Here is a 22,501-nt window from a genome sequence, read left to right on the forward strand (position 1 = left end):
TGATGCCCGGACCGGTACGAGTGGCGCGCGTGCTTTTGGCTGGTGTTGCCATTGCGCATGCCGTAGCCATCGCGCTACTACTACTTTTGCAAGGACTTTTGATTTCGCAGATCAGTACTATGCAACCGGGGTTGACTGCCGAAGACCTCTCGAAACTAGTCGCCGTCGAACTAGTGCGGACAGGATCTTTCCATGCGCTATTAGTGGTGGTTTGCGGCATCTACGCGGTAAAAATCGGCTCGAGGTCAAAAAGAGTATTCCGTATCATCGTGGCATCCCAGGTGCTGTCGGTGATCTTCGGCATCACGACCTGGTTCATCTCGCCGGACGTCGTGCGATTTATCACAGTGCCCTTCATCTTGGCTGCCTTGGTGATCTTGCTGCTTCTTGTGGGCTCGCGGGCGGGTCGGGAGTTTTTCAAGACTCGGTATCAGACTGATGCCGACCTAGTGCCTCCTCGCTGATCCATAATTTTCTCGATTCAGGAAAGTAGCAGCTCATGAACAATTCTCAGATCTGTCTCACCGAGGCACTGTTTCTTTTGGCTCATAAACCGGATGGGAAACGACTCATCCAGCGTAAATACCTTAAAATCGGACTCGCAGGCGCCCTCCTGACGGATCTAGCAGAGCATCGTCGCATTTCAATCAACGCAGGCAAAGTGGTATCTGAAAATGGCAGTGCAGCGTTATCTGGGCTGCTAGCAGAGCCTGATGATCTGATCCGAGCCGAGACCCAACCACGCACCGCGAAACATTGGGTCAGGAAATTTAGAAGCAGCAACATCGAAAGAAACGTCAGCTCTCGCTTACAAGAACGAGGCCTCGTACAGTCGCAGAGCGATGCGCTGCTCGGCATTTTCCCTATAGTTCGTCACTTACCTGAACCAGAGATCTTGGCGCAGCTAGGATCTCTGCTCACCGACGTTTTGAGGGGGCAGAGTCAGCCCACCGGCTGGAATGCCTCGCTGATCAGCTTGTGTGATGCCACTGGACTTCTGAGGAGAATTTTGCCAGCAGTCTCAAAGGCCGAAGTAAAGGCGATCGTTGAAGGGGAATGGGCTTCCGAAGCGGTGCGGAAGGTCATCAAGCAAGCGAACTCGGCCGTCCGGATGGCGATCATCTCCACGGTAAATGCTAATAACGGCTCGCAAGGTTTCTGATCTCCAGCGAACAGCTAAGTCTTTTTGCTGCTTATGGATCGGCTAACCTAAAGCTCTCTGTCGTTTCATTAGAAGGACGCCTGATCGATGCCCTCGCAAACCGGTAGTTCTGCCAACTCGACCACACCTCGGCGTCGCCACTCAGAGCGAGAACTGACCTTTGCAGAGCAGGCGCGCCGTGAACAACTCATCAACGTCACAATAGAACTCATCGCTCAAAACGGCGCCGCGCGCACCTCTTTGCAAAGCATTGCCGAAGCAGCCTCGATCACCAAGGCTGCAGTGCTCTACCACTACCCTTCCAAGCAGGCAGTTATTCAGGCAGCCTACGAAGTCGTCAGAACCGGGCTCATCGAACACATGCGCCAGAAAATCACCGCCGCTGACGGTCCCAGCGCTGCGGTCGAGGCGTATCTCACCTCTCAATTGGCTTATCTGACAGAACACCCTCACCACGTCCGGGTGATGGCCGAATCTTTCAATGACCCGACGAGCGGAATTAGTGAGCATACCGACACTGAGACTCGATGGCGCCCACTCGCCGAGCTGATAGCCCGAGCTCAGCAAGCGGGTGAGTACGAAGCCAGCGCCAATGCCAGCACCCACGCAATCATCTACGGTGGGGCGGTCGACGCGCTTACCGCCGAGACTCTTAGCAACCCCGATTTCTCACTCAAATCTGGCGCGATAGGAATTATCGAAATACTGCACGCCTTCACCAAATCGAGTAACTGAGTATTAGCGGGATGACTGCTGAGTACCCTTAGTTGGCGAAGCATTCGGCTGGTCCCTCTCCTCCGAGGTGCCAGAAAAATGAAGAATTCAGCAACAGTCATTAAGTTGGTAGTTGAGCTTGGCAGGAGCAGGATAGGAAGGTGAGCACTATCGAATCCGAACAGCACCCCTGGAGTCGTTATGTCGCCCTAGGCGACTCATTCACCGAAGGCATTGGTGACCCCGAACCCACCAGCCCCGGTGGTCATCGCGGCTGGGCCGACCGGCTGGCCGAAGAACTCAGCAAAGGCCACCAGGATTTCGCCTACGCGAATCTAGCCATCCGAGGTCGGCTGCTGCAACAAATTTTGGACGAGCAGCTTGAGCCCGCCTTGGCGCTTAACCCCGATCTGATATCTATTTCGGCGGGCGGCAATGACCTGATCCGACCAGGTTCCGACCCCGACGGCTTAGCCCAGAGCCTCGACGCGGCGGTTGCGAAAATGGCGGCGAGCGGCGCCACCGTGCTGCTCTTCAACGGTCCGGATATTCGTGATACACCGGTGCTCGGACTAGTGCGCGGCCGGGTGGCCATCTATAACGAGAACTTGAGAACAATCGCCGCCCGCCACGACGCGGTGATCGCCGATATGTGGTCGCTTCGAGAGCTGTCTGCACCGGCAATGTGGGACGATGATCGGCTACATTTTTCCCCACTTGGTCATCATCGAATCGCCATGATGGCCCTCGACGCGCTCAATGTTCCGCACCAGCTGATGCCAATGGAACCACCACCACTTCCGGCGAGAACCTGGCGAGAAGCCCGGGCAGAGGATTTGGTCTGGGCCCGGGAGTTCTTAGTTCCCTGGGTGCTCCGCCGGATTCGTCATCAGTCCTCGGGCGATGGAGTGAGCGCGAAACGGCCGACGCCGGGTCCGGTCGCCGGGCCGTAAGCAGCGACAAAAAGTCGTCACGAACGAGAAAAGCCAGCAGAGTCATCGGCACAGTTAAGCACCGGCGGGCAAAATCAGAGTAGCCTGATGCCATGATCGCTGCTGTGCTGCCTGCCGCCTCGAACTCCGGTTTTTCGGTGTTCCCCTGGTTCTTCGTGATTTTTGTCGTGCTAGCAATCATCGGCCAGCTGGCCAACGCCCGCAAACGAGCCAGAGCCAAACAGCAGAATAGCCAGCAATATCAGCAGCCCCGGCCAGCTGCGAACAATGTTAACTACCAGGCACCCCCAGCAAACTTTCAAGCTCCCGCCGCGCCACCCAACGGCTATACCCCGACGCCACAATTTCAGCAATCGCCGGCCAATAATCCCAGCAACTGGCAGCAACCGGCTCAAACAAGCTCTGGAATGTCAGGCTTTGCCTCGGCTCGCTGGGCTGCCGAACAAGAAATGAAGCGAGTTCTCAACGAACTTGACCAACGTCGTCGAGCTGGCCAAATCAGCGCCGAGCAATACGCCCAAGAACGGGAAGCAATCTTCCGCAACCACTGAACCGGTGCCCCCAAGGGCAGTGAATCGCCGACTCGGCTAAGTCTCAGTTCATTATTGGTGGCGAGCTGGGTCTGAATTGCAAGCCAGCAGCTCGCCTCACTTCGACAGCGAGCGTGTCCAGGATGAAGTCGCGCTTCTGTCGCCACCACTGCTTGCCCTGGCTGGCAAAAGCATCAGCTAATGCAGCCTCGATCTGCTCACTCTTTTGCTCACTGCCGGGCAGCTGAACATCGGGACGAACTTCCCTGAGGCTACGATATTTGGCTTTAATCTCCGCTGCCCTATCGGCTTTCGCCCTGACCGGTTGGGTCGCGTTGAGATAGCTGCTAACCGTCATATCGCAGAGCAGATCGGTCACCATCATGGCGCGCTCGGCACTGAAGCCGAAGGACACTAAAATCTCGGCGCTGCTAGCAAAGACCCAGAGCAATCCGGCGGGCGGCTCCGGCAAGGCGGCGACCTCGGAAGCCAGCCCCGGAAAACGTTCGAATTGTTCCCAGACCGCGTCAGTGAGCTGCTCAAGGTGGCCTCGCCAGTCCTGAGCGGGCGTCACCGCAGGGCTTTCCAAGATCATCAGATCGACGGCCATGCTGATAAGTTCCTCCCGCGAGGCAACATGCCGGTATAAGGAGGAATGTTTCATGCCGAGTGAGTTGGCAACTTTTGCCATCGTCAGATCCTGAAAACCCACCTTGATCACGGCTCGAGCGATCAGCTCGGCCGAGGTCATGGGTGCCCGACCACGACGTCGAGGCTCTGGAGTGTCCATCTTCAGAGCATAACCTCTGTTTAGTTGATGAGATAACTCATCTCAAAAGCCACTTTGCGCGATCAGAGCAGCGATCTGTGCAGTCTCGGTCAAGAAACCGTCATGGCCAATCTCTGAAGTAATCTGATGCACCTGGACCGGCTTCGGCAAGGCGGCGGCTAGTTCGGCCATTTGGGACGGCAGGTAGAGCCGGTCAGAACTCACCGCCGCCAAGCTGAAGCGCACCCCGGAGGTGCGTTCCAGGGCAGCTCTCAGTCCTCCCCGGCCCCGGCCAAGGTCATGACTCATGAGCGCCTCAGTCAGCGTTAGGTAGCTGTTCGGATCGAAGATCTGGCTGAGTTTAGCGGCCTTGTGATCCAAATAGCTCTCCACCTGATAACGCTGCAGCCGAAGCTGCCCTGCACGCTGCGCCGAGACCGGCAACTCGCCCTGCTGGGCTTGCCGGCCGAACCGCGCGGCCAACTCACTCTCCGAGCGGTAGGAAATGTGGGCGATCCGACGAGCCAGGCCAAGGCCGTTCAGTGGCGGATCGTCCTGATAGTAGTCGCCACCTTGGTAGCGCGGATCTTGCTGGATCGCCAGGATCTGTGTTTGGGCAAGCGCTATCTGTTCAGCGGTGCTCGCAGCGCACGCCGCGAGCACAATAGCGTGCAGCACTCGTTCCGGAAAACTCACCGCCCATTCCAGGGCACGCGCGCCGCCCATCGAGCCACCGATCACGGCGTGCCAACGAGTAATGCCGAGGGCGTCAGCTAAACGTGCTTCCGCCTGCACCGAATCTCGTAGGGTCAAGAACGGGAAGCGTGAGCCCCACGGTTCGCCGTCTGGCGCGATGCTGGACGGGCCGGTGCTGCCATAACAGCCACCGAGAATATTGGCCGCAACTACGAAGTATTTTTCGGTGTCAACTGCCTTCCCCGGTCCCACCAGTTCTTGCCACCACCCCGGCTGCGCGGACTCCCCTTGCGCAGCATGAGAACTCCCGGTGAGTGCGTGCTGCACCAATACCGCATTACTGGCATCGGCGTTGAGGGTTCCCCAGGTTTCATAGGCCAGACTCGCCCCGGGCAGCACCCCCGAGACCTCAAGCGACAACGTGCCAAGCTCCAGGTAATGCAGCTGAGACACGTCGACTCCACGTAAAGCTTCGAGCGATAAATCCGAAATCGTCATCGCAGCTCGGACTTGGCCGCTCTGAAACCAGCATCCAAATCGGCCAGAATATCGGTGACGTTCTCCAACCCGACCGAGAGCCTCACCAGACCGGGCGTCACCCCGGCTTTGAGCTGCTGGGCTTCACTGAGTTGGGAATGCGTGGTGGAGGCAGGATGGATCACCAGCGAACGCACATCGCCGATATTGGCTACGTGAGAGTGTAGTTCGAGGGCATCAACAAAGCGTTTACCCGCTTCCACACCGCCGTTGATCTCGAAGGCAACCACTGCGCCGATACCCAGTGGTCCATACTTTTGCCCGCGTTCATACCAGGGGCTGGAGGGAAGTCCGGCGTAGGCCACCGAGGCCACACTTTCGTGCTCGCTCAGCCAATTCGCCACTTGCAAAGCATTGGCGACATGCCGTTCCACCCGCAAGCTCAAGGTCTCCAGGCCCTGAGCGATCAGGAAAGCGTTGAAGGGGGCCACCGCCGAGCCGAGGTCACGGAGTAACTGGACCCTGGCCTTGAGAATATAGGCCAGATTTGCTCCCAAAGCGCTACCGACGCCTAGATCCCGCGCATAAACCAAGCCGTTATAACTCTCATCGGGGGTGTTGAAGCCGGGGAACTTCTCCGGGTTCTGCGCGAAATCGAAGGTACCGCCGTCGACGATCACCCCGGCAATGGCGGTGCCATGGCCACCGAGATACTTGGTCGCGGAATGCACCACAATATCGGCACCCCACTCCAGTGGACGCACCAAATACGGGGTAGCTAGCGTGTTATCGACAATCAACGGCACGCCGACCTCATGGGCGACGGCACTGATCCCTTCAAGGTCTAAGACATCTTGGCGTGGATTCGACACCACCTCACCGAAGAAAAGCTTGGTGTTGGGCTGCACTGCCGCCCGCCACTGCTCTAAGTCATCCGGGTCCTCTACGAAAGTGACCTCGATGCCGAATCGCTTCAGGGTGTGTGCGAAGAGGTTGTAGGTGCCGCCGTAGAGACTCGGGCTGGCCACCAAATGATCACCGGCTTGAGCGATATTGAGGATTGCAAAGGTCTCGGCTGCCTGACCAGAGGCGAGCAGCAACGCTCCGACGCCGCCTTCAAGGCTGGCAATGCGCTGCTCCACCACATCCTGAGTGGGGTTACCAATCCGGGTGTAAATCGGTTCGAGCTCGGCTAGCGCAAAGCGATTCGCAGCACTCTCCGCGCTAGGGAAGACGAAGGAAGTGGTTTGGAAAATGGGTAAGGCCCGGGCACCGGTGGCCGGGTCGGGCTGCTGCCCGGCATGGATTTGTCGGGTTTCAAAAGACCAACCAGTTGTCATCGAGACTCCTCGGTTCAAGGCTCTCCCGGGTAGCCGTCATTGACGTCCCAAGAGGAGAGACCGCGCTTGCTCCCCATCTTGTGATGAGGGCCTGGTCGTCACCCGGGGCACCCCACCGCGGAGGAGGGTTGCCGTCCAGCAAGCCGGGGCAGGCGTTCCATCTAACTCACAGTCATGGAACTTTGCTGGCACTCATGACCTAACTAAAGTCTGCGGGCTTGAAGTTGGCCTTAGCAAGTAGATGAAGGGAATGTGACAGTTCATTTCCTCAGATTTACGAAGCAGCTACCGGGCTCATACTTAGGTAGCCCTTAGTCGAGACGTGCGTCACAAAGTGCAAGGATATTGCCATGCGAATGGATCACGTTTCTTACGCTTGTGAATCAGATGGATTGGCTGCCACCACGGAGCGAATCGCGGATGCTTTGGGTGTAAAGGCCGTTCGCGGTGGCGTGCATCCCCGCTTCGGCACCCGGAACATGATTATTCCGCTGACGAACCATCACTACCTTGAGGTGGTTGAGGTCTTGGACCATCCCGCCTCCGACAAAGCCCCCTTCGGCCAGGCAGTGCGAGCCCGCTCCAGCGCCGGCGGCGGTTGGATGGGTTGGTGCGTCGAGGTAGACGATCTGCTGCCGTTTGAAGAACGCCTGGGCCGCAGCGCGGTGCCCGGCAACCGAAAGTTTCCTGACGGCCAAGAACTCATCTGGCAGCAGATCGGCATTAAAGGTTTGATTGCCGACCCTCAGGTTCCTTATCTGCTCAAGTGGGAAGGCGACCCTTCACTTCACCCCTCGCTAGCGCGCCCCAGCGAGGTGAAGCTCTCGAAGCTGACCATTGCTGGCTCCGCCGAGCGAGTCACCGAATGGCTCGGCGAGTGCGTCGACAAGCCCCTAGAGGACGTCGCAGTGGAGTGGATTGCCCCACATGGCACGCCGGGCATCATGAGCGTCACCTTCGAGACCGCCAATGGCCAGGTCACCGTCTAAGTCTCGTTTCCGCCGAGTTCGCGGTTTTCTCACCAATTCGCCAGTAATTACTAGCGAAAACGAGAGGAAACCGCGAACTCGCGGCGTTAATGCGGCGGTTAGCCGAAGCCTAGCTGGCGCCCAAAGCTGAAGGCCGCAATGTCGAGTAACGCGTGCGCTATCACTAGCGGCATCACTCGCTTAGTGCGGGTGTACAGCCAGCCAAAGATCAGCCCCATTACGAAGTTGCCAACGAACGGGCCGAACCCTTGGTAGAGGTGGTAGCTGCCGCGCAATAGCGAGCTGACCACAATAGCCAGCCAGGGCTGCCAGCCGAGTTGCTTGAAGCGGGTGAGCAGAAAACCCACCACAATAACTTCCTCGACGATGGCGTTGCGGAGCGCCGAAATCACCAGCACCGGGATGGTCCACCAATAGTCGTTGAGCGAATTGGTGACAATCTGGGCGGTGATACCCAGACTGCGACCGAGGGCGTAGAGCCCCAAGGAGGGCAGACCGATCAGCACCATTAGCCCAATCCCCCAGAGCGCATCGCGTCCGGGTTTGCTGAAGTTAAAACCGATCGCGCGGAACCCGGAGCGATGTGGCCGCCAAAGCAGATAGATTGCCAGCGCCACCGGCACCAAAGCAAAGAAGTTGTCCAGCAGCTGATAGGTCAGGTCAAAGTATTCCCGGTTGATCCTCGGGGTGTTCAACTGGGCGGTGGCCTGCGAGATGGGTGCCCGACTCAGGTTTTCGACCAGATTGACGACGGCGTAAATCGCTGATTTTCCCAACGAAAGTCCGAGCACAATCAGGATTTCTACCCGCCAGCGTCGCGCCAGAGCATGAACAGTTCCCATGGCTCACATTAAACAGCTTCCAGCCCCGCGCACTACACTCAAGGACATGAGCGCGCCCCGGCAGATTATTATGCTGCGACACGGCCAGTCAGAGGCCAACCTTGACCAGAGTATTTACGACCGGATCCCCGACTACCGGATTCCGCTCACCGGATTGGGCATTGAGCAGGCAGAAAAGGCCGGCGCCGAAATCAGAAAGCAACTCGCGGGCGAAAAGGTCTGCATCTATGTTTCGCCTTATTTGCGCGCCTATCAAACACTGGAGGCGCTCGGTCTAGCGGAGCACACCGATCGGATTTTCGAAGAACCACGACTCCGTGAACAGGACTGGGCCAACTTCCAGAACCCTGAGGACATTGCCGAGCAGAAGGAGCTACGCAATGCCTACGGGCACTTCTTCTACCGCTTTCGCGACGGCGAATCCGGCTCGGATGTCTATGATCGGATCTCCTCGTTCCTCGAGACGCTCTATCGGCACTGGAGCCGGCCGGACTACGCGCCAAATACCCTGCTCATCACCCACGGGCTGACCATGAGACTGTTCTGCATGCGCTGGTTCCACTGGTCGGTCGAATATTTCGAATCGCTCAATAACCCGGAGAATGCCGAAATCCGCTCCCTCATCCGGCAACCAGCTGGCCGCTATCTCCTTACCCCCGGCTTCCAGCAGTGGAAACCGGTAGCTCCTAATCAGACGGTTTTGCAGGGCGCAGCTCCAGTTAAACCCAGCTAGCGCAGCCGATCCTCACCAATAGCGCATTCAGGCATGACTTAATTAGGACCAAAGCCTAGTTTGAGGGTAGCCTTACCTTGGTTTATTCTCGCTCGACCTAGTTTCGGCTGGTTTCTTTCGCCCTCGGAGTCCGTCCTTGCTCGCTACCCTCGTCATTGGCCTACGTGAAGGCTTGGAAGCCGCGATGATCGTTGGCATTATTGCCGCCTTCCTGAAACGCCATGGCAGAGGACTCGGCGCAATGTGGCTTGGCGTCGCCACGGCACTTGCCATCAGCATCGGCGTCGGACTCACCCTTGAACTGATTGCCGCATCGCTGCCGCAAGCTCAGCAGGAAGGGATGGAGAGCATCATCGGTGCCATCGCAGTGTTGATGGTCACCGGGATGATCCTCTGGATGTCCAAAAACGCCCGCTCTTTGAAAGGCGATCTGGAAACTCAAGCCGCGGGGGCGCTGAGTACCGGCAGCACCGCAGCGCTAGCTGTGATGGCGTTCCTCGCGGTGTTGCGCGAAGGCGTTGAAACCTCTGTCTTTATGCTGGCAGCCTTCCAATCCTCGACCGATGCATTGAGCGCCGGGCTAGGGGCGGTACTGGGCGTCTTGATCGCGGTGGCCATTGGCTACGGCATCTACCGTGGTGGCGTGAAACTCAATATGGCGCGATTCTTCCGGATTACCGGGGTCTTTCTAGTACTGGTTGCCGCCGGTCTGGTGCTGATGTCACTGCGCACCGCACATGAAGCTGGCTGGCTGACCATCGGCCAGGCCAGCACCATCGATCTTTCCTGGCTGGCACCAAACGGTTCCCCGCAGTCTGCTCTGCTTACTGGAGTGCTCGGAATACCCGCCGATCCCAGAATGATCGAGGTCCTGGGCTGGTCGCTCTACCTCATCCCGATGCTGCTGTTTGTACTGTGGCCGCAAAAACTCCGGCCAACGGCGCAAACCCTCCCCCGCTTTCAGCGCATCATCGCGCTTTCCTTGGCGGCGACCGCGGTCGCCCTGGCGGCACTGGTCGCGCTGCTGCCAGCCCCTGCCTCTACCACCGAGCCACTACAACTTGTTGCTGGTGACGAGTCAATCGGCAGCCTCAGCCTGAACGGCGATCAACTCACGCTCAGCTCGGGCAGCAATACGAGCAGTTATCCGCTGCCTAGCTCACCAAGCGAGACAGCGATCCATTCCGGGCTCAGCGCGCAACGATTCAGCATTAGCGTTCCAGCAGAGGGGCAGCGTCCCGAGAACCTCACCCTCGAACAACTCATCATTCTCAATGGCGGCAGATTGCCGGTCGGCGTTGATCGGCAACGCAACCCCGGACCGTTCAACGCGGGCTGGCAGCACCAGGAGACACTGGAGGTCTGGCTCGCCGCTGGCAAGCTGATTGAGGCGAACAAACAAAGCACCACCGAGCTGACGCTCAGTGGCGGCGGGCTGCCAACCAGGCGCACCATCTCTGTCGATAATCCGCAGGGCAACTGGCAGAGCACCGAGGCCAGCAATAATGCCGCAGCCAATTCGCTAAAGCACGCCGCACAGTGGCGGGACGAGAGTGTGCTGTGGGGCTGGTGGCTGCCCGGTGTGCTGCTGCTGGGCGCAGTCGTTTTCTTCATCTTCTCATTGCGATCACTGCAATCACTGCGATCTTCACCGCAAACGGGCCGGACTAATGATCCGACTCCCAAACAACAACAATCAACTCAACAAGAACCCCAGGGTTCTTCTTCGAAGGGACCAGTACGTGTCTAAGTCTCGCTCCGCCCTGCGGCTGCCGGATCCATCCGCAACCCCGCGACCGAAGTCTGGCGCCTTGCGTTCGGCTGTCATCACCGGCCTCGGGACACTCACCGTGCTGGCCTTAGCTGCTTGCGGCGGCAATAGCGGAGCTGCCACTGGGACAACCGGAAGCAGCGGCGACGCCGCCCCGGTCTCCAACGGAGCTGCCCAGGTCAAGGTGACTATTCAGAATGTCGACGGCAAGGCTGTCTGCGTGCTGGATCACAGCTCTGCCCCGGCCGGCCCGGTCTCCTTCGAGGTATCAAATAAGGACGCCTCCGGTGTCAGCGAAGTTGAGCTACTCAGCGATAAGCGCATCCTCGGCGAACGCGAGAATGTGATCCCTGGCCTCAAGCCCTCCTCCTTCACCGTCACCTTAGGCGGCGGCAGCTATCAGCTCTACTGCCCGGGCAGTGAGCCGGAGAATACCGCCTTCACCGTCACCGGCAGTGCCGCGAGCGCCGGGAACTCGGTCGCCGAACAGCTCAAGGCTGGCACCGATGGTTATGCGAAGTACGTTGACGGCCAAGTCGACTCCTTGGTCGGCGCAGTCGATGAACTGAAAGCCGCAATTGATTCCGGAGACGTCAACGCGGCGCAGCTCGCCTACGCCAAGGCGCGGCCATTCTACGAGCGGATCGAACCGGTTGCCGAGAGCTTCCCCGACCTCGACCCCGCCCTCGACTTGCGGATCGCCGACGTGCAACCGGGCACCAAGTGGACTGGTTTCCACCCGATTGAGAAGGATATCTTCGAAGCCAAGACAATCACCGCCAATACCAAGGCGTTGGCCGCAGGTCTGGTGGGAAACATTGCCAAACTGAAATCCCTGACCGCTGGCCTGAAGTACAAGGCCGAAGAGTTGGCCAATGGCGCCTCGGGTCTACTCGAGGAAGTCCAGTCGTCAAAGATCACCGGCGAGGAAGAGGCGTACAGCCACATTGACTTGGTCGACTTTGTCGCGAATATTGAAGGTTCCCAGCAGTCCTTTGAATACCTCAAACCTGCGCTGAGCAAGATCGACGCCGATCTGACCAACACCATCAGCGCTAAATTCGACGAAGTCACTAAGGCTTTGGACGGGTACAAGGATGCCTCTGCGATTGGCGGCTATAAGATTTACGATGCAGCGCTGAAGGCCTCGGATGCCAAGAAGCTAACCCAGTTGATCCAGTCCTTGCAGGCTCCGCTCTCCAAAATCGCCGAAAAGGTTGCCACCGCCTAGATGAGTTCCCACGAATCAACCGAAACCTCCGACGGGGTGTCCCGTCGGAGGTTTTTCGGCGCCGGAGCAACGGTATCGGCGGCTGGGGCGCTCGCTGTTGGTGCTGCTGGCGGGGCTTTAGTAGCCAACTCGCTACACGCCGAGCCAGCGCCCAGCGAACCGATTTCCGAGCGGCGTTATGCCTTTTACGACGCCCATCAGGCGGGTATCGCCACCCCACCTCAGGATCATCTGGTCTTCATGTCTTTTGATCTGACCACGCAGAGCGCCACCGAGCTGCAGCTAGTGTTGGCTAAGTGGAGCGCCGCGATGGCCCAGATGTGCGCGGGAGAGCCGGTGGGCAATGTTGAACCAGCCCGTGAACAGGCCGTCCCGGTGGATACCGGCGAGGCAATGGGAATGGGACCGCAAGGCCTAACCCTGACCCTCGGTTTCGGACCTTCGCTTTTCGACCAGCGCTTTGGGCTGGCTAAATTCAAGCCGAAGCTGCTCAAAGACCTGCCCGCGATGGCCGGAGAATCGCTCGACCCCGCTTATGTGGGCGGTGATTTATGCATCCAGGCCTGCGCCTATGACCCACAGGTGGCTTATCACGCGGTCCGTAACCTGGCCCGGATGGCTCGGACTCAGGTGAAGACCCGCTGGACAGTATTGGGCTTCGGCCGGGCCTCGGCCGGAGCTAATCAATCCACCCCGCGCAATCTCATGGGTTTCAAAGACGGCACCCGCAATATCACCACGCCGGAGGACCTCCAGGAGCATGTCTGGGTCGAGGACTCGGATCAATCCTGGATGGACGGCGGCAGTTACCTGGTGGCGCGAAAAATTCATATGTTAATCGAGACCTGGGACGCCGACTATATCGCCGACCAGCACGCGGTGTTTGGCCGGAATAAGACCGAAGGTGCGCCGCTCACCGGAAAACAAGAACACGACACTCCCGATTTCAAGGCCACCGGGACGGACGGCAAGCCAGTGATTCCGGCGGACTCGCATATTGCCTTGGCCGCTCACGAGAACAACGGCGGGACGAAAATCCTGCGTAGGGGCTACAACTTCACCGATGGCATCGACAGCGTAGGACGTTTAGACGCAGGCTTGTTCTTCCTAAGCTTCCAGAAGGATCCGCAGCAGTTCATTAGCTTGCAATCAAAGCTCGGAGCTTCTGACCGGCTCAATGAGTACATTAGGCACGTTGGCTCGGCGTTGTTCGCGGTGCCGCGTGGCTTGCCGGAGGCCGGGAAATATTTCGGTCAGGAGTTCTTCAGCTAGTTCACCGGCGCGTGAGATGATCGCTTCATGGGCGAAAGCGTCAATCCGATCATTCCGTTCTGGGCCGAGGCCTGGCAGATCCTGTTGGCCGTGCTTTTCTTTGCGCTGGCTCTCTGGGCTTGGATCAGCATTGCTCGGTCGATCCTGACACCCCAGTACAAGCTCCTCTGGGCCCTGATTGTGCTGGCACTACCCCTGCTTGGCAGCGCCAGCTGGTTGCTGGGACGACGCCATTGGCAGCAAGGCTTCCTGCCTCGACGCTAGGCTTCGGGAGCTACCAGCACCTCAATGTCATTCGCGGCAAAGGCCGCGACCTGCTCATCGGTCACTCCGGAATCGGTAATCAGCCGTCGGAAGTGGTATCCCTCCATGGTGGCAAAGGCCCGCTGGCCGATCTTCGAGGAATCGGCCAGCATATAAGCATCCGCCGCGCGCCGAGCCATTAACGAGTTCACGGTGGCCTCCCCCTCGTCGGTCACCGTCGGGCCGACCACCGGATCAATGCCATTCACTCCGATAAAGGCGAAGTCCAGGGCGACTTTCTGCAGGATGATGTCGGTATAAGGCCCCACCAATTCGTAGGAGCGCGGATTCACGATGCCACCGGAGACCATAATCTTGAAGTTTGGTCGCACCGCCAGCTGAGCGGCGATGTTAATCGCGTTGGTGACCACCGTCAGGGTCGGTTTATTAGAGGGCTCAGCCAAGTCATCGCGAGTCGAGAGCACTTGGGCTAGTGCCGTCGAAGTGGTGCCACCGCATAAGCCGATCACCGCGCCACGCGGAATTAGTTCGCTGGCCGCAAGAGCAATCTGATGTTTTTGGCTGGCGTGATCATCACGGTTGTAGCGACCCGGCAAATCGTAAGAGACTGAACCGGCCACCGCGCCACCGCGGGTCCGGCTCAGCAGTCGCTCACTGGCAAGTGAATCGAGATCTCGCCGCGCGGTTGCCGGGGAGATGCCGAGCTTAGTGACCAAATCCTCAACGTCGATCCGGCCGGTCTGTGCCAACAGGTCCAAAATTGCGGTCAAGCGCTCACTGCGAATCATCACTAACCTCTTTCGTGAAACAGCCTCAACAGTCGAGCAACTTCGGGAACCAAAGCTGCCCTACCCGCCGCCAGATACTTCCGCGAGTCCACGGTTTCCGGATGTTCCGCGAGATATTCTCGGACCGCCCGGGTGAAGAATCCGTTCAAATGGGTTGAAACATTGATTTTACGCATGCCCGCCGCAATCCCCTGCACCAAAACCGGATCCGCCACGCCGGAGGAACCATGGAGTACCAGTGGAACTTCTAAGGCGGCGTGCAATTCGGCGATGCGTTCCAGGTTGAGTGCCGCGCTGCGCTCGGTCATCGCATGCGAGGAACCGACTGCGACGGCGAGCGCATCAACCGCTGTCTCGGCAACAAAGGACGCGGCTTCCTGCGGATCAGTCAACACTCCGGGGGCGTGTGCGCCATCCTTTCCGCCCACCTCCCCCAGTTCTGCCTCGACGTAAACGCCACGCTCGTGCGCATAGTCGGAAATCCGGCGAGTGGCTGCGACATTGTCGGGATAATCGAGTTTCGCGCCGTCGTACATCACCGAGCCGAAGCCCAGATCAATCGCGGCAATTGCCAGCTCTTCCGATTCCGCATGGTCCAAATGCACAGCAATCGGCACCTCCGCCGCTCGCGCCGCAGCCAGCGTCGCTGTTGCAATCGGTTCTAGGCCACCGTGATACGCAACGCAGTTCTCTGAGATCTGCAGAATCAGCGGGAGCTCTGCGTGCTCAGCCCCGCTGATCAGCCCCTCAATGGTTTCCAGGTGAAGCACATTAAAGGCTCCCTGGCCGTAGCTTCCAACGACTGCCTCGGCCATGATTTCGCGGGTCGACACAAGTGGCATTAGTGATGTTCCTCCAGGATCAAAGTGGCTTCTAGCTCGGTCCAACGTTCGGAAATTTCACCGGCACCGGGCATTAGCACGGCTGCAGAGCCCCAGGCGGCGGCGCGGCGCAACATCTGTTCTAGTACCACGGGCTTGGCTGCCTGCCGAGCCTCAGCCATGATTGACGCGGCCCCGGCGACGGCAGCATCCCCGGCCCCGGTCGGGTTCCCGGAAAGCGGCTCAGGCAGTCGGGCGCTGAGGTGCCCGGCTACCCCGTTTTCAAAAGCCAGCATGCCGTTCTCGCCGTCGCTGACCAATAGTCGCTTGGCGCCTAGTCGCAGCAATACCCGAGCACCGGCGCTTAGCTCCCGCTCACCAGTCGCCTCAAGCAATTCCGCCCGGTTCGGCTTTAACAACTCCGCCCCGGCGCTGGCCGCGGAAAGCAAACCAGCCCCCGAGGTGTCGATCACAGCTGACACGCCGAGATGCCGAGCGAGGGCAATAAGCCCAGGATAAAAGTCGGCTGGCGCACCGGGCGGTAAAGAGCCCGAGGCGACCAGGATCTGGGCGCCAACCAGTTCGTCAGCAACCACATCGGCCACCGATTGCCATTCAGCAGCGTCCAATTCGAGACCGCGCTCATTAAAGATGCTGGTCAGACCGCTGGCCTCGTCAACCAGTGCAATGGTGCGCCGGGTGTCGGATTGCACCGGAATCAAGCGGAGCGACAAGCCATCGGAGCGCAATTCCGTGGCGAGCTGCTCTCCGGTCTGGCCTCCCGCAGTGGCCACAATCCGGCTCGAAATCCCCTGTGAATGCAGCACTCGTGAGACATTAATACCTTTTCCACCGGCTCGGTTCAACGGAGCCGGCACCCGGTGTGACTCACCCGGTACGAGCCCGTTCACTCGATAGGTCAGATCAATCGCTGGGTTGGGGGTCAAGGTCAGGATCATAGGATGGCTTCCAGCCCTTCGCCATTATCCGTTGAAACGCTCAATGACTCGTCTTGCTGTGCCAATAACGCTTGCGCATTAAGCGCCGAGCCGATCAGTCCAGCGTCCTGGCCCAGACTGGCCTTGATCAAGCTGGGCCGAGGCTGGAAGGTCAAAAGCTTATCGATCTCGGCGGCGAGCGGCTCGAAAAGCGCCGCTCCGGATTCCGCCAGACCACCACCAATCACTACCTTGCTTACCCCGATCATCGCCACTGCCTGGGCAATTGAAAAAGCCAGCGCAGCGATCGCTTCGCTCCAAATACCGGCCGCCAGTGCATCGCCGTGCTGGGCCCGTTCCAACACTTCACGAGCGCCGCCAATGAAACCTGTGCTGGCTGCCGCGTACCGTCGGGTAATTGCGCCGGCCGAGCCAGTGGCTTCCATAATCTTCAAACCGCCGCCCGGTGCGGGGGCCATCGCGTGCCCCACCTCACCGGCATACCCTGCGGCGCGAAGCCTGCGCCCGTCAACGTAAAGAGCGGCAGCGATCCCGGTGCCCACCACCAGGATCATCGCGTTCTCGGCCCCCTGGCCGGCCCCCAACGCCACTTCGGCATCGCCAGCCACTCCGACGTCGTGGCCAAAGGCCACCGGTCTAGCTAAACGTTCCTGCAAGCTGGCTTTGAAAGGATAATCCCGCCAGCCCAAGTTAGCCGCGTAGATACCAATGCCCTGCTGCTCATCGACCAGGCCGGGAACACTGACGCCGATCGCATCTACCGCGAACTCGGGATGCGCGGCAGTGTAACGGTCCACCAATCCGGCTAAGAACTCCACCAGCACCTCCCCCGGCTGCTCGGCGTCCAAAGCGGTCGGGAAGCGTTGAATGTCACGGATCTCCGGAATTTCGCCGGGAGCAGCTGATAGAACCAGGCCTGCCTTAGTATCGGTACCGCCGACGTCGAAGGCCAAAATGGCCCTCACACTGTGAGGAATCGTCATGCCAAAAGTCTATTGGCGCTAGTCGTCCAGAATGACTGAGCGGCTCAAGTTACGCGGCGAGTCCGGGTCCAGGCCCCGTGCTCGCGCTCGATCCAAGGCCACCCGGTGGATCAATACCAGCTCGGCCAGCGGATGTGCTGCTTTGGCGATGAAGCTAGCGCCGGTGCGCTGTACCTCCTCGGCCAGCCCGCTCGGCGCTTCGCCCAGCATCCAGGTCACTCGGCCGGGAGCGGCAATCGAGATCGGGCCATGGCGGTATTCCATCGCCGGGTAGGCCTCGGTCCAGCCCTGCACGGCTTCACGCATTTTCAAGGCTGCCTCTTGAGCGAGACCGTTCGTCCAGCCCTGACCCAGGAAGCTGAATTGTTCGGCGGCAATAAGTTCAGCTGAAATGTCCTCGGCAAGGGCTCGCTCGGCATCGGCAATCGCCGGTTCCAGGTCGATGCCGAGGCTGCTGAGTAGGTAGCACAATGCGGTGGTGGCAAAACGGGTCTGCACCACTGAGCGCTCGTCCGCATAGGGAAGCTTCACCACGGAATCTGCCAGCGCGACTGCGGGTGAGTCAATGTCACCCACGATCAGGGTGCTGGGCAGTTTGCCTTTGATTTGTTCCAGTACTGCAAGCACCTCGGTGGTGGTACCGGAACGGGTCAGCGCGATCACGGCGTCGTAGCCGCGGTCCAGAAAAGCCTCGGTGGCGGTAAAAGCGTCTGTCTCACCCAGGCCGGCGGATTCGCGAGCGACGGCATAGCTCTGCGCCATGAACCAGGAGGTGCCACAACCAATCACGGCAACCCGGGCGCCGTTCGGTGGCAGCAATCGCTGACCGTCCTGTTGCTCAGCCTCAGACTGCGCAATGGCCTGACGCCAAACATCCGGCTGGCTACGCAGCTCGGCCTCCATAAAGACGCCACCGCGGGCGAGCTGTTCAGTCATAGAGACATTCTCCTCGATCAAAGTCAGAAAACCGTTGTTCCCATCGTGCCTGCTTTGTTAAAAAACGCTGCGCTGGAGCGGGTTCGAGGCCGCGTAGCTAGCTCAAAACAGACTAATCAAAGCCTACCATGAGTGACTTAACATGATGTCTTTTGGTGTATTTCGAGCAATCAACAGCGCCAAATGATCATTTTTGTGATTAAAACCCTTGTGATTGAGAACACACTCAGGCACACTAAAGAGCATTCACAGCTCGGCCTCGTGCAGAAAGAGTTTCCTTATGAGTGCAGTCGTTTCCGCCGCCTTGACCCGTCAGGGCCTGGCGTTTCTCTCCGCCGCAGCCCTCTCCTTCGGCGGCCTGGCATTGACCGCGGGCAGCGCCTCGGCGGCCCCTGGCGGGGTGCTACCCGCCAACGCCGAGCAGATCAGTTCCGGGCAGCTTCGGGTCGTGGTCTCTAAGACCTTCCCACAGGCGCTGAGCTACACCGAGGTCTCCAGCCGCAAACAACTCAGCGGCGCCAGCTCAATAACACAGCAGATCACCATCAACGGGGTCGATCAACCGGTCACGGTCAGCAGCAAAAAGATCGATGCTCGCACCATGGAGTACGAACTGACTCCCAGCAAGCTGAGCGGCGTTTCGCTCTCAGCCCAGCTCAGCGTGCAGGCCCAAACGGTGAGTTTCAATATCACCAAGATCACCGACACCCCGGAGAACCGGGTCAATAACCTGCAAATCAAGAACCAAGATCTTGTCACTGTCTCTTCCAAGGACCCGCAGGCTAGCGTCGCCTCGGCCGTCGTCTCGGTCAACCGTGCTGTTTCCGGAGACACCATCACCGCCATCAATGCCAGCACCCCGCTAGATGCCAGTGCGAAATCGGCGAAACTCTCCCTTGCCAGCAACGGTCAGCTAGCGGCTGGTTTCGAGAACAATTCGCTCTACGATTCTGGTAGCCCAAGTGCACCCTCGGAGCGCGGCAAGTTCTGGCGGCAGGCCGTTTCGGACGGCGCAGGCGGGGTCAAAATGGGAATTTCCTCGGGGGCGTGGCTATACCGCGCTAACGGCTCCGAGCAGACCGAAGAACTACCTTGGAGCAAGGTCGTGATCACCGGTGATGCAAACTCCGATGGCAGGGTCGACTGGCAAGACGGCGCGATTGCCTATCGCGGCATCGAAACCAAACCCGCTGGCGCAGCTGATGTGAAGAACCGCGTCATTACCCATATTCCCTTCAATTTCGCCTCGCAAGCCACTCACCCCTTCCTCAAAACACTCGATGATGTGAAGCATATTTCGCTCGCCACCGATGGTCTCGGTCAAATGGCGCTCCTCAAGGGTTACACCTCGGAGGGTCACGACTCGGCCAATTCTGACTTCGGCGGAAACTACAACACGCGAGCCGGTGGCCTGGGCGATCTCAATCAACTGCTGCAAGGTGGCGCGGCTTATGGGGCAACCTTCGGGGTGCACATTAACAACACCGAGGCTTACCCTGAGGCGAACTCCTTCAATGACGGTTTCGTCGATAAGACCAAGAAGGGCTGGAACTGGCTGGATCAGTCCTATTACATCGATCAGCAAAAGGACATCCTCTCCGGCAGCCAAAATGCCCGGGTACAACAGTTACGCACCGAGACGAATGCCAACCTGACCATGGCCTACGTCGATGTGTTCTATGAGAGCGGCTGGAAATCGTATCGGCTACAAAAGAGCCTGAGTGATGCCGGTTTCTCGGTGGCTAGTGAATTTGGCACCGCGATGACCGCGAACAACACCTGGTCACACTGGGCCAACGATGAAAACTACGGCGGCAGCGATAATAAGGGCTGGAACTCACAGATCCTGCGTTTTGTCGATAACTCGCAGCGCGATATCTGGAACCCAGACCCGTTGCTGGGCACCAGCCACATCGTGGAATGGGAGGGTTGGACCGGCCAGAATGACTACAATGCCTTCCTGAAGAACGTGTGGAACAACAATGTCCCGGTGAAATTCCTGCAGCAGCAAGAAATCACTTCCTGGACACCCGGCAATATCTCCCTGACCGGTGGCCTCAGCATTAACGGCACCTCACTGGCTGATCGGGTGATCAGCCAGAACGGTGTCGCCGTGTTGAAAGGCAATGACTACTTGCTGCCTTGGTCAGCCGCAGCCGTCAAATTTGGCCCCGGCGCGAAGAACAGCACACAGCAGAACAAGCTGTACCACTACAGCTTGAAGGGCGGTAGCACTAGCTGGCAGCTCACTCCTGATTTTGCCAATGCTGACCACCTGCTGCAGTACAAGCTGACCGATACTGGCCGCGAGTTGGTCGGCAGCGTTCCGGTGGTCAATGGTCAGGTCACCCTCAGCTCGGCTGCCAATCAGGCGTATGTGCTGGTTCCGGAGGGCGCCCGGAAAACGGTTCCGGCGGTGAAGTATGGTGTTGGCACACCGATTCAGGATCCTGGTTTTGACGCCAACACGCTCAAAGCCTGGAAGCCTACCGGCGGTGCCGCCGTGCAACGCACCGCTAAGGGGCTGCTGGTGGCCAAACTTGGTCAGGATGCCTCCAGCATCTCGCAGACCCTGCAGCCCGTACAGCAGGCCGGAACCTATTCGGTCAGCGCTTGGTTGGAAATTGAGCCGGGCAAGAAACGGGCCACCACGCTAAGCGTGACGCCGAGCGGCGGCAAGCCGGTCAGCGTCATCGTCGACAGCTCCGGGGCGAAGAACCAAGTTGCTGCCGATGATAAATCGGGCAGTTACTTCCAACGAATCCGGGTTCTCGTCGATTTACGCCCGGGCCAAACCGCCAAGCTCAGCATCTCCGCTGGGGCTGGCGATGCCGCTGTGCGTATCGACGATGTCAGAATGGTGAAAACGGTCAGGGTGCCAACCTCCGGCGTGCTTTCCGAAGACTTTGAGGGTGTCGATCAAGGTTGGGGGCCTTTTGTTAAGGGCGACGCCGGTGGCGTCACCGATCCGCGCACCCACATTGCCAAACTGAACGCTCCGTATACCCAGTCGGGCTGGAATGCTAAGACCACCTCCGACACTCTGGCCGGTCAGTACTCCCTGCACTCGCATGAAGAGAATCAGGGTTTGGTGTATCGCACCAGCAACTACACGCTGCCCCTGCAGCCCGGCCACCAGTACAAGGTTTCCTTCGATTACCAGTCCTCGCTAGCGAATCAATACGCCTGGGTGAGCGGTTACGACAACGGCGGCAGCACCGTGCAGACCTCGAGCAACGCTATCCCGGTCGCCACCGAAACTACTCGCTGGAATCAGACCTTTACCGCCAGCGGTTGCGGACCCAATTGGGTCGGGCTTTCCCGTACTGGTAGCAGCGCTGGCGCCGAATTCACCCTGGATAATTTCCTGGTCGAGGACCTCGGAGCGTCCAGCGAAACTCCAGCCTGCGCCTCGCTTTCGGTAGTTTCGAATCAGCCGGTGATCGAGCAGGGCACCGAGAACAGCTTCAGCACTACCTTCAAGAGCACCGAGGCCGCACCGATCAGCAATCTCTCGGTGGCGCTGAAACTGCCCGAAGGTTGGACGGCGATCGCCAGCACACCAGCCACGGCAGCCACGCTGCCCTCCGGCGGCACCCTGACCACACAGTGGAAGGTCAAGGTGCCAGCTAGTGCAGACGGCAACTATTCGGTGCAGGCCAACGCTGGGTACAGCACCACGGTGGCCCCGCTCGGACAGCGCAATGCCTCAGCTGAGGCTAAGGTCTACACGCTGCCTCAGCCGCCGAGCAAGAACACCTATGCCTCTGATCTGCAGTGGATCGGCACCCCGAGCAACGGCTGGGGTCCGCTAGAAAAGGACCAGGCAAATGGTGAGCAAGGTGAAGGTGACGGCCCGCCGCTGACCCTGGGCGGGAAGGTCTATGCCAAAGGACTTGGTGCGCATGCGGCTTCGAGCGTTCGCTACTATCTGGGTGCGCAGTGCACGGCTTTCAGCTCGGTGATCGGCATTGACGACATCCAAAAGACCAAGGGTGCGGTGGAGTTCTCAGTAGTCGGCGACGGCAAAGTGCTCTACACCTCCCCCACCTTGAAGGGCGGCGGCACTCCGGTCAGCATTAGTGTTCCACTGAGCGGAGTGAAGTACGTGGATCTCAAAGTTGGTTTTTCAACGCCAAGCAACGGTAATGACTGGGCGGATTGGGCCGACGCACAGTTCCAGTGCGGCAGCTAATCACTAGCTAAAGTCGCCACTTAGTCAGCGAAGAACAATGGAGGGTGGTTTGGACCGCGGGCCAAACCACCCTCCA

21 protein-coding genes and 1 riboswitch are annotated in these 22,501 nt (G+C 59.1%); of the genes, 12 read left to right on the forward strand and 9 right to left on the reverse strand.

The features are described from left to right. Window positions 1-2 precede the first annotated feature (2 nt). The 5 genes from UM93_RS07915 (at window position 3) to UM93_RS07935 (ending at window position 3,380) form a co-directional block, all read left to right on the forward strand. Window positions 3-464, forward strand: coding sequence for a hypothetical protein (locus UM93_RS07915; protein WP_045074844.1), 462 nt, complete (start codon window positions 3-5; stop codon window positions 462-464). A 35-nt stretch (window positions 465-499) separates the two neighbouring features. Continuing rightward, the gene (locus UM93_RS07920) at window positions 500-1,162 is read left to right on the forward strand and encodes a GOLPH3/VPS74 family protein (RefSeq protein WP_045074845.1); all 663 of its coding nucleotides are present in this window, start codon (window positions 500-502) and stop codon (window positions 1,160-1,162) included. Between the two features lie 87 nt (window positions 1,163-1,249). Next, window positions 1,250-1,897 carry a TetR/AcrR family transcriptional regulator gene (locus UM93_RS07925; protein WP_052663689.1) on the forward strand — a complete coding sequence of 216 codons (648 nt, stop codon included), beginning with the start codon at window positions 1,250-1,252 and terminating at the stop codon, window positions 1,895-1,897. 140 nt (window positions 1,898-2,037) lie between these two features. Next, window positions 2,038-2,829 (forward strand): SGNH/GDSL hydrolase family protein, encoded by a 792-nt coding sequence (locus tag UM93_RS07930; protein ID WP_045074847.1) that lies wholly within the window; start codon window positions 2,038-2,040, stop codon window positions 2,827-2,829. Window positions 2,830-2,921: 92 nt separating this feature from the next. Beyond that, window positions 2,922-3,380 (forward strand): hypothetical protein, encoded by a 459-nt coding sequence (locus tag UM93_RS07935; protein WP_045074849.1) that lies wholly within the window; start codon window positions 2,922-2,924, stop codon window positions 3,378-3,380. A gap of 43 nt (window positions 3,381-3,423) precedes the next feature. Here the strand turns inward: UM93_RS07935 and UM93_RS07940 are convergent, their stop codons facing one another. The 3 genes from UM93_RS07940 to UM93_RS07950 are packed head-to-tail and all read right to left on the reverse strand — an operon-like array spanning window position 3,424 to window position 6,641. Beyond that, window positions 3,424-4,149, reverse strand: coding sequence for a TetR/AcrR family transcriptional regulator (locus UM93_RS07940; RefSeq protein WP_082057059.1), 726 nt, complete (start codon window positions 4,147-4,149; stop codon window positions 3,424-3,426). A gap of 42 nt (window positions 4,150-4,191) precedes the next feature. Beyond that, entirely contained in the window at window positions 4,192-5,322 is a 1,131-nt protein-coding gene (gene metX, locus UM93_RS07945) for a homoserine O-acetyltransferase MetX (protein ID WP_045074853.1), read from the reverse strand. Further along, window positions 5,319-6,641: a bifunctional o-acetylhomoserine/o-acetylserine sulfhydrylase gene (locus UM93_RS07950; RefSeq protein ID WP_045074856.1), complete on the reverse strand. Its 1,323-nt coding sequence runs from the start codon at window positions 6,639-6,641 to the stop codon at window positions 5,319-5,321. The genes metX and UM93_RS07950 overlap by 4 nt, the downstream gene beginning before the upstream one ends. Window positions 6,642-6,698: 57 nt before the next feature. Then, a riboswitch (SAM riboswitch) is annotated at window positions 6,699-6,841 on the reverse strand. 150 nt (window positions 6,842-6,991) lie between these two features. On the opposite strand from UM93_RS07950, the gene UM93_RS07955 reads away from it, so the two are divergent. Then, window positions 6,992-7,630: a VOC family protein gene (locus tag UM93_RS07955; protein ID WP_045074858.1), complete on the forward strand. Its 639-nt coding sequence runs from the start codon at window positions 6,992-6,994 to the stop codon at window positions 7,628-7,630. 98 nt (window positions 7,631-7,728) lie between these two features. Here UM93_RS07955 and UM93_RS07960 read toward each other — a convergent pair whose 3' ends face one another. After that, on the reverse strand, window positions 7,729-8,472 hold the full coding sequence (locus tag UM93_RS07960; RefSeq protein ID WP_045074860.1) for a CPBP family intramembrane glutamic endopeptidase: 744 nt from the start codon (window positions 8,470-8,472) through the stop codon (window positions 7,729-7,731). Window positions 8,473-8,518: 46 nt separating this feature from the next. Here UM93_RS07960 and UM93_RS07965 point away from each other — a divergent pair, with 46 nt between their 5' ends. The 5 genes from UM93_RS07965 to UM93_RS07985 all read left to right on the forward strand — a co-directional run bounded on the left by UM93_RS07965 (window position 8,519) and on the right by UM93_RS07985 (window position 13,743). Continuing rightward, a complete protein-coding gene (locus UM93_RS07965) occupies window positions 8,519-9,205 on the forward strand; it encodes a histidine phosphatase family protein (protein ID WP_052663929.1) in 687 nt (228 codons plus the stop codon). Between the two features lie 136 nt (window positions 9,206-9,341). Then, a complete protein-coding gene (efeU, locus tag UM93_RS17455; RefSeq protein ID WP_082057060.1) occupies window positions 9,342-10,955 on the forward strand; it encodes an iron uptake transporter permease EfeU in 1,614 nt (537 codons plus the stop codon). Further along, entirely contained in the window at window positions 10,948-12,207 is a 1,260-nt protein-coding gene (gene efeO / locus UM93_RS07975; protein ID WP_234399406.1) for an iron uptake system protein EfeO, read from the forward strand. The genes efeU and efeO overlap by 8 nt, the downstream gene beginning before the upstream one ends. Further along, on the forward strand, window positions 12,208-13,479 hold the full coding sequence (efeB, locus tag UM93_RS07980; protein WP_045074865.1) for an iron uptake transporter deferrochelatase/peroxidase subunit: 1,272 nt from the start codon (window positions 12,208-12,210) through the stop codon (window positions 13,477-13,479). It abuts the gene before it with no gap. A 27-nt stretch (window positions 13,480-13,506) separates the two neighbouring features. Then, complete coding sequence (locus UM93_RS07985; RefSeq protein WP_045074867.1) at window positions 13,507-13,743, forward strand: PLD nuclease N-terminal domain-containing protein; 237 nt, start codon at window positions 13,507-13,509, stop codon at window positions 13,741-13,743. Here UM93_RS07985 and UM93_RS07990 read toward each other — a convergent pair. Genes UM93_RS07990 through UM93_RS08010 form a run of 5 tightly spaced genes read right to left on the reverse strand, consistent with a single transcriptional unit; the run spans window position 13,740 to window position 18,230 of the window. Continuing rightward, window positions 13,740-14,531, reverse strand: a complete 792-nt coding sequence (locus UM93_RS07990; RefSeq protein ID WP_045074868.1) for a DeoR/GlpR family DNA-binding transcription regulator — start codon at window positions 14,529-14,531, stop codon at window positions 13,740-13,742. The two genes, UM93_RS07985 and UM93_RS07990, sit on opposite strands and share 4 nt — an antisense overlap. Window positions 14,532-14,533: 2 nt before the next feature. Continuing rightward, window positions 14,534-15,373 (reverse strand): class II fructose-bisphosphate aldolase, encoded by an 840-nt coding sequence (locus UM93_RS07995; protein ID WP_045074869.1) that lies wholly within the window; start codon window positions 15,371-15,373, stop codon window positions 14,534-14,536. Then, window positions 15,373-16,299 (reverse strand): 1-phosphofructokinase family hexose kinase, encoded by a 927-nt coding sequence (locus UM93_RS08000; protein ID WP_324606750.1) that lies wholly within the window; start codon window positions 16,297-16,299, stop codon window positions 15,373-15,375. The genes UM93_RS07995 and UM93_RS08000 overlap by 1 nt, the downstream gene beginning before the upstream one ends. An 8-nt stretch (window positions 16,300-16,307) precedes the next feature. Continuing rightward, entirely contained in the window at window positions 16,308-17,294 is a 987-nt protein-coding gene (locus UM93_RS08005) for an ROK family protein (RefSeq protein WP_045074872.1), read from the reverse strand. A gap of 18 nt (window positions 17,295-17,312) precedes the next feature. Beyond that, window positions 17,313-18,230 (reverse strand): SIS domain-containing protein, encoded by a 918-nt coding sequence (locus UM93_RS08010; RefSeq protein WP_045074874.1) that lies wholly within the window; start codon window positions 18,228-18,230, stop codon window positions 17,313-17,315. A gap of 280 nt (window positions 18,231-18,510) precedes the next feature. Between UM93_RS08010 and UM93_RS08015 the strand changes: the two genes are divergently transcribed. Beyond that, window positions 18,511-22,425, forward strand: a complete 3,915-nt coding sequence (locus UM93_RS08015; protein WP_045074876.1) for an endo-alpha-N-acetylgalactosaminidase family protein — start codon at window positions 18,511-18,513, stop codon at window positions 22,423-22,425. Window positions 22,426-22,501 lie beyond the last annotated feature (76 nt).

It is taken from the genome of Psychromicrobium lacuslunae, from assembly GCF_000950575.1.
Lineage (GTDB): Bacteria > Actinomycetota > Actinomycetes > Actinomycetales > Micrococcaceae > Renibacterium > Renibacterium lacuslunae.